At 65.6% G+C, this 7,603-nt stretch carries 5 protein-coding genes; all 5 read right to left on the reverse strand.

Annotated features, from left to right (window positions below; translation table 11 throughout):
- Positions 1–2 precede the first annotated feature (2 nt).
- Positions 3–1,058, reverse strand: coding sequence for a pentapeptide repeat-containing protein (locus tag ACSFBF_RS25320; protein ID WP_435471826.1), 1,056 nt, complete (start codon positions 1,056–1,058; stop codon positions 3–5).
- Positions 1,055–3,730, reverse strand: coding sequence for a DUF2169 family type VI secretion system accessory protein (locus tag ACSFBF_RS25325; RefSeq protein WP_435471828.1), 2,676 nt, complete (start codon positions 3,728–3,730; stop codon positions 1,055–1,057). The genes ACSFBF_RS25320 and ACSFBF_RS25325 overlap by 4 nt, the downstream gene beginning before the upstream one ends.
- Positions 3,727–4,167, reverse strand: a complete 441-nt coding sequence (locus ACSFBF_RS25330) for a hypothetical protein (protein WP_435471830.1) — start codon at positions 4,165–4,167, stop codon at positions 3,727–3,729. Before ACSFBF_RS25330 ends, ACSFBF_RS25325 begins: the two co-directional genes overlap by 4 nt.
- Before the next feature lie 29 nt (positions 4,168–4,196).
- Positions 4,197–6,536, reverse strand: a complete 2,340-nt coding sequence (locus ACSFBF_RS25335; protein WP_435471832.1) for a type VI secretion system Vgr family protein — start codon at positions 6,534–6,536, stop codon at positions 4,197–4,199.
- 31 nt (positions 6,537–6,567) lie between these two features.
- The coding region (locus ACSFBF_RS25340) for a bacteriophage T4 gp5 trimerisation domain-containing protein (protein ID WP_435471834.1) at positions 6,568–7,603 on the reverse strand (1,036 nt) is incomplete at its 5' end.

Below are 7,603 nucleotides of genomic sequence, written 5' to 3' on the forward strand. Positions count from 1 at the left end.
TGTCAGGGTCTGGCTCCGCGCGCCGAGAATTCCTCGGCAGCGAAAAGATCGGGATCGTTTGGCAGCAGGCCGCCGCGATCGGAAAACCGCGTGCCTTCGGTCAGCGCACGGTGCATCTTGGTGCGCATGAACATGGCGCCGCCGAAGTCGGCGTCGTGCAAGTCGGCATACGAAAAATCGGCGTAGGTCAGCGTCGATTCGCCGAACCTGGTCGTGCCGCAGCGTGCGCGGTGGAACACGCATTGCTCGAGATCGGCGCCCGTGAAATCGACACCCTCCAGATCGGCGTCGATCCAGATGCTCTGGGTGAACACACCGCCCGCGCACACCACGCCCTTCATGCGCACTTGCGGAAACAGGCATTGCGGCGCGCGCACGCGCCGCAGGTTGCCGCCTTCGAGCTGCGCACCCTTGAAGTTGCAGCGCACGAGCGTTGCGTCTTCGAAGTCGCAGTCACTGAGATCGGCGTCGGTGAACTGGCAGTTCTCGAAAGACTGGCCGCGAAAGACCTGCCCCACGAGCTTCGACTCGATGAAGATGGTCTTGTCGTAGCTGCAGCCGGCGAACACCGCCGAACGCAGGTCGGTCCGATAGAACGTCGCGCGCACCAGCACGCGCGAGAAATCGGCGCGCAGCAGCGAGCCTCCGTGGACGCTGAGCTTTTCCAGGCGGACGTCGGCGAACGACGCATCGTCCAGGACGTCATCGGCGAACGAGGCATGGCCGAGGTCGGCGCCCGAGAAGTCCACGCCCGCCAGATTGCAGCCCTCGAACATGACGCCGTCGAGCGACGCGCCGGGCATGCGCGCACCGGGCGCCTCGCACCGGCTGAAGACGCATTCGACGAGCACCGCCGAGGCCAGGTCCGCATCGGCGAATCGGCACTGGTTGAACATGCTGCCTTCGAGCCTCGCGCCCGACAGATCGGCGCCGCTGAAATCGCACGACAGGAAGATGCCGCCCGACAGGTCGAAGCCGCGGAAGTTCAGCCCCTTCAGGTTTTTCTCGCGGACCTCGTCGCCCCGCTGGACCATGGCCTGGATGCGTGTGGGCGTCATGGCGTGTCCTGCTCCGGCGCGCGCTTCGGCACGGTCTTGACCTGTTCGGTGTAGGCCTCGTCGAAACGGGTGAATTTGTCGATCAAGCACTGGCCCAGGTCGGCCTGGAACAGGTTCGCGCGATGAAAGTTGGCCGAGGCGAGCAAGGCCTTCTGCAGGTTCGCGCCGATCAGGTTCGCACCGGCGAGCGTGGCGCCCGTGAGATCGGTGCGCACGAAGCTGGAATCGCGGGCGTCGGCGTTCACCAGCACGGCATTGCGCATCGAGGCGTTCGAGAAGTCGGTGTTGTCCATCCGCGCGCCGGTGAAGTCGGTTGCATCGAGCACCGCGTCGCGCAGGTTGCAGTCGATCAGCACCGCACGCTGGAATTTCGTCTCGCCCAGCTTGCTGGCGCCGACGAAGCAGGTGCTCTCCACGCGCGCATCCGAGAAATCGACGCCGCCGCGGCATTCGCTGTCGGTCCAGTCGCAGGTGTCGAGCGCAGCGCCTGTAAAAGTCATCCCGGAGACGACGCACTTGTGCCAGGAGACCTTGCGCAGGCGCGCATGGTCGAAGCTGACCCGGTGCAGTTCGCTCTCGTCGAAAAAGTCCACCGAGACGAGCTGTGCGCGGTCGAACCTGCAGTCGCTCAAATAGGCTTTGTCCAGCGTCAGGTCGTCGAGCTTCGCATCCGAGAAGTCGCAGCCCTCGGCACGCAGCTCGTCGAGCTGGGTCCCGTCGAAGCGGGCCCCTGAGAAATCGGCGTTCTCGCAGACGGCCAGCACCATGTTGGCCTTGGCGAAACCGACGCCGCGCAGCGAGGTGCGCGAGAAGCGGGCGCGCACCAGCAGTGCCTCGCCGAAGTCGGCGTCGTCGAGCACGCAGCCGCTGAAGTCGGCGCTCTCCAGCAGCGTGCGCCGCCAGCGCGTGCCGCGCAGGTCCATGCCAGAGAAATCGGCGCCGGTGAGGTCCAGGTCGGAGAAGTCGCGGCCATCGGCCAGGATGCGTTCGGCCTGCGCACGCGTTTGCGCGGCCGCCTCGGGCGACATCGCATCGGCCGCATCCTGGTGCTGGGCCATGCGCCGGTAGTTGGCAATGAGCTGGTCGCCGGCGGTGCTGGACAGCTGCTTCAATTCATCGGCCGCCTGCTGCGACATGGGGCGCGTGCCCGGCGCGGCGGGCGACTGCCGCAGCTTCTCGATGCGCGACCAGGCGTCGACCTTCGGCGGCCCCTTCTGCTTCATTGCGATGCTCTGCCCCATCAGCTTCGAGGTGTCGAAGCCCGCCTTGCGCGATTCGACCGCGTTGGCTTCGGCTGCCTCCGCCATCTCGGCGCGCACCTGCTCCATCTTCGCGCGCTGCTCCGCGATCATGGCGCGCGTCTTCGCGATGTAGGCCGGCAACTCGTGCATCGACGTCGGCGGCTTGTGCGCCGCCATCTCGCTTTCCTGCGCTTCGAAGCGACTCATGTCGACACCGTCCGCCTTGGCCTTTTCCCGCACTTCCGAACGCATGCGCTCGGCGCGCGCTTCCATGTTGCGCCGCATGGGCGTCGGCGGCAGCGCGGTCATGTCCAGTTCGGGCCACGGACCCAGGATGTGCTCGGGCATCAGCTGCTCATCGTGCAGGAGGTAGAGCGCACGATCTTCGGCTTCGCAGCGGATCACCAGCACCTCGCGGTAGTCCGCGATCGGCAGTGGAGGTGCACTGCCCTCCTCCATCGCCATCATGGCGTGGCTGATGTCGGCGGCATCGTCCTCGGCGATCTCGGTCACGCCGTGATAGATCAGGCCCAAACGCTCCAGGTGCGGGAAAAACCATGCGGTGCTCAGGCGCAACGGCAGGTCTTCGAGCACCGCGCCGTCGAGGCTGTGCAAGTGATGCTTGCCACGCACCACGAAGCCGCGTGCGCGCCAGCCGGGAATGCGACCCCGCTGCACCGGATGCCCGGGATGCATGTTCGTGATCTCGAACTCGGCGCCGGCCAGCTCGCCATCGCCGGGCGCGAGCCACTGGTCCGGCGGCGCGGCATTGAAGTAGTTCCAGTCCATGTCGCGTGCATAGCCCGGAAAGAGGTTCTGCTTCCAGTGCTCGTCGTACTGCTTTCCCAGGCGCTGCGCGCGCGAGGGCCGCTCGATGCCGACCAGGCCGAATCCCGCAGGCGCGACCTGCTGGTCGGGGCGGCGCAGCATCGCGTGCGGCAGCTCGATGTTGGGCAGGCGCCGCGTGTGCAGGCCGTTGACGAGCTCATGGGCATGGCCGATGCCATCCGGGTTCTCGGCGAATCCGGGGCCGCCGAAGGCATGCTGCCAGTCGAGCCGCAACATGTCGAAGGGTCGCGGTGCGCTCGCGCGGCCATCGACCCAGAAGCGGTCACCGAACACGTGCAGAGCCTTGGTGCGCCGGCCGACCCGCACCGCCACCGCGCTCTGCGTTCGGTCGGGCTGGTGGCATGTGTAGGCGTTGCCCGCCACGAGGAACTCGGGATTCACCTTGGGCATGCCGAGATCGAAGGAGAACTCGCTGCCGAGCTCGTTGGCAAAGGTTTTCCAGCAATCGGGTTCGGGCACAAGCTTCGCATCGGGGCCGAAACCGTCGGTCATGACGATCGCCGTCATCCCCAGCCAGTGGCGTCGGTCCTTGATGAAAGGGCGGGTGAGCATGCTCATGCGCAGCGGCTTGAAGAGCTTCATGCGGCGGTCGTGCTCGGAATCTCGACCTGCGTGCGATCGCGATCGATCGCCACCACCGGCGGCACGGTGTCGGAATACAGCACATGCACCTTGCTACCCCTGACGAAGGTCGAGAGCAGGTCTTCGTCGATGAAGGTCCTCAGCGTGGCCTCGCGCAGTTCGCCCTGTTCGTCGCGCCAGGCCAGGCGCAGTTCGGTCGCCGTCATGCCCGCACCATGCCGGCTGCGCTTGGTGAGCTGGCCGGGAGGGCGCGCGAGCCCGAGCACCTCGGCCTCACCATGCCGTGCATGGCCCCGCAGTTGCGCCCAGTGCCGCTCCTCCTGCTTGTATTCGGAGTTGGTGGTCACGGTGCTCCACACCAGGAAGACGGACAGGATCACCGCCGCGACCATCGCGATCGCACCCACCGTGCCGAGCACTATGTCAGACCATGCCATTCGATATTTTTCCTTCGTGGAGTACGGGATCATTCGGTGACGTTCATGTCGCCGGACTGTGTTTCTTCCAGGGCCACGTCGACCTCCACAGCCTTGGTCGTCTTCAGCTTGATGACGACGTTCTCCTTGCGCCACACCCAGTCGATGAAGTTGACCAGCGACAGGTTGACGAAGATCCCGGAATTGATCCAGTTGAGACCCGAGGTCAGGATCTTGATGCCGTAGAGGTCGTAGGACGCCAAGGTCGCCGTGGCCTGGAATCCAGTGCCTTCCTTCACATTGCGCTGGTACCAGGTCTGGCTGTCGGCGTTCACCTCCTGCCTCGGCGTGTTGTAGGTCGTCACCTCCGTGTTGATCGTGAAGTTGGTGGTGTTGACCGTATGGTCGGTGCTTCTGTAGGTGATGTCCGGTGCATAGACAGTCTTGGTGCCGGTGACCACCGTGTTGTCGGGGCCGAGCACCAGCTTGCCGTCGAAGGCATTGATGATCTCGACCCGCCCGCTGCAGGTGATACGGATGTCCGAGCCCGCGACGAGCCGCAGTACCGATCCGTTGACGGTGACGACCACGTCGCCGTTCACCGTCTCGAAGATGCCGTCGTTGACGATGCGCTTCTCGCCGCCGCTGATGATCTCCGTCGCCCCGCCGGTGATGGTGCGGATCTCCCCACCGGACACCGTCTCGGTGGCACCGTCGTGCACGGTGCGCGTCTCGCCGCCGTCGATGGTCTCGACCGCGCCGGCTGTGATGTGGCGCTCTTCGCCCGACTCGAAGGTGGACGACTCGTGGCCCTTGATGAGCGTGGTGCGCGTCTTCTCGGTCGTGTGTGTCTCGTCCCCTTCCACCTCGGTGTCGAGGTTGCGCTCGGCGTGCAGCAGGATCTGCTCGGCACCCGTGCGGTCCTCGAACACGATCGCATTGGCATTCGCCACGGAGCCGCCCTTGGTCGAGCGCGACACGATGCCGCTTTTGGTGTCTTCCGCCGGCAGATCGAACGGCGGCATCTGATCGGCGTTGTAGACGCGGCCGATCACGATGGGGCGGTCGATGCGTCCGGAGATGAAGTCGACGATCACCTCCTGCCCGATGCGCGGCACGTGCATGGTGCCGAAAGAATCGCCCGCCCAGGCCTGCGAAACGCGCACCCAGAACGAGCTGTCCTGGTTGTTCTGCCCGACGCGGTCCCAGTGGAACTGCACTTTCACGCGGCCGTATTCGTCGGTCCAGATTTCCTCGCCCTCGGGGCCGACCACGGTGGCGGTCTGCGGACCCGTGGTGCGCGGCATCGGCGTGCGGCGCGGCGCGCGAAACGGCCTGTCCGCGGGCTGCACCACGAATCCGGAGCCGAAGACGGAGCCTCCCGTCGCATCCGCCGCAGTGGCATACCCGCCCTCGCGCCAGTCGTAGTGCACCGACACCAGCAGGTATTCGCGGTTGTCGTCGTCGCGCGGCGAGCCGCGCATCGTGAAGCGGTATCCCGGCGCCATGCCGCGCACCGTGGCGTGGCCCGCGCTGCGGTCCGCGAGCGACTGTGCTTCCTCCAGGCGCACACGCGCATAGTGCTCACCGTCTCCGCTCGCGCCGTAGTCGCCGATCCACTCGTACATGTCGTAGTCGGCGTTGCCGGTGGCCAGCGGCTGCACGCGCGTGTTCGCCAGATCGGCCTTGGGCGTGGTGAAGTTGAAGTCGTTGACCGTGTAGCTGCCCGAGCGCACCTCGGCCGTCACCTGCCAGTCGTCGATCACCTCGATGTCGTCCGTGATGGCGCGGTCGGTCGCGAAGCAGTCGATGCAGGCGTAGCCCGGCAGTTCGTCGTGTGCCGCGATGTCGTCCACCAGCACCAGCGTGTGCCGGTCCTTCTCGTGCCTGAACCAGTAGTAGATGCCTTCGAGTTCCATCAACCGGCAGACGAAGGCGAAGTCCGATTCCTCGTACTGTGCGCAGAAGTCCCAGGCCCTGTAGCTGCCATTGAGCTTCTTCTCGTAGGCATAGCCGTAAGCGCCGAGCACCTCCTCGATCATCTCGACCGCCGTGCAGCCCTGGAACGTTCGGCTGTGGCTCGAGCGCGTGAGGTACCACAGCCACGGCCGCACGGTCGCGCGGTACACCGTGTGGCGCACAGTGCCGCCTTCGCGGCCAGTCTGCGCAAAGCGCGTGACCTCGCCATGAAGGAAGCGCGCATCGGTCGCGGTCTTCATCTCCAGTGCCATCGACTTGCCGAGCAGCGACTTGCCGTCGATGGACGGGTTCGGGCTCAGCAGCTCGACCTCCAGTTCGAAAAGCTCCGACAGCGCCTCGCTGCCGTGCATCGCGCGAAAGAACAACTGGTCTTCGGCGAGCGGCGTGTGGGCACGGACTACTCTTGCCATGGCATGCCTTTCCTTTCTGCCCGGACGGCGCTCATTTCTTGTTGCGCTTCAGATTGACGGTGACCACGAACGGCCCCTTTTTCTGGACGGTGCCCGCGGCGACGCGGCTCTTCACATTGACCTTGATGTTGATGAGCGCGTCGAGCCAGAACAAGTACGACCAGTTCGCGAAGATGGCGCTGAGCATGGTGTTCACTCCCGCCAACTGCAGCTTGATGCCGAACAGGTCGGTGGAACCGATGAACAGCTTCACGTGCCGGTTCGACACGATGTCCTTCTGCTGGTCGACCCAGCCCTGGTCGGCGGCATTGCCTGTGTAGCCCGGTGTATTGAGGATGGCGACGTCCGCGTTGAGCGTGTAGTTGGTGGTCTTGATCGTGTAGTTGTTGCTGTTGTAGACCATGGTCGGCGCCGACACCGTCTTCGTGCCGGTCACGGCGGTCGCGTGCGGACCGAGAACGAGCTTGCCGTCGAAGGCGTTGATGATCTCCAGCCGCCCGGCCGCCGTGATGCGGATGTCCGCGCCGGTCACCAGGCGCATCGTGCTTCCATTGACCACGAGCAGCACGTCGCCGTTGTCGGTCTCGACGATGCCGTCATTCACCACGCGAGTCTCACCCCCGCTGATCGTCTCCATCACCCCGCCCGTGATCGTGCGCTTCTCGCCATCCGTCACCGTCTCCTTCGCACCACCCGTCACCGTGCGCTCCTCGCCCCCGTCGATCGTCTCGACCGCACCCTGCGTGATGTGCCTCTCCTCGCCCGACTCGTACGTCGCCGACTCGTGCCCCTTGATCAGCGTCGTGCGCGTCTTCTGTGTCGTGTGCGTCTCGTCCCCCTCCACCTCCACGTCGAGGTTGCGCTCTGCGTGCACCAGGATCTGCTCGGCGCCCATCTTGTCCTCGAACACGAACGCGTTCGCCGTCGCCTCCGAGCCACCCTTGCTCGAGCGCGTGACGATCCCGCTCTTGGTCGCCTCGCCCGGCAAGGCGAACGGCGGCATCTGGTCGGCGTTGTACACGCGCCCCACGATCACCGGACGGTCGGGCCTGCCGCCAATGAAGTCG

The sequence above is a fragment of the Variovorax nivicola genome (assembly GCF_051216475.1).
Lineage (GTDB): Bacteria > Pseudomonadota > Gammaproteobacteria > Burkholderiales > Burkholderiaceae_C > Variovorax.

What these genes read in the sequence shown, in the direction of transcription:
- ACSFBF_RS25335 (WP_435471832.1), bottom strand. Translation starts at nt 6,536, where the DNA reads ATGGCAAGAGTAGTCCGTGCCCACACGCCGCTCGCCGAAGACCAGTTG.
- ACSFBF_RS25320 (WP_435471826.1), bottom strand. Translation starts at nt 1,058, where the DNA reads ATGACGCCCACACGCATCCAGGCCATGGTCCAGCGGGGCGACGAGGTC.
- ACSFBF_RS25330 (WP_435471830.1), bottom strand. Translation starts at nt 4,167, where the DNA reads ATGGCATGGTCTGACATAGTGCTCGGCACGGTGGGTGCGATCGCGATG.
- ACSFBF_RS25325 (WP_435471828.1), bottom strand. Translation starts at nt 3,730, where the DNA reads ATGAAGCTCTTCAAGCCGCTGCGCATGAGCATGCTCACCCGCCCTTTC.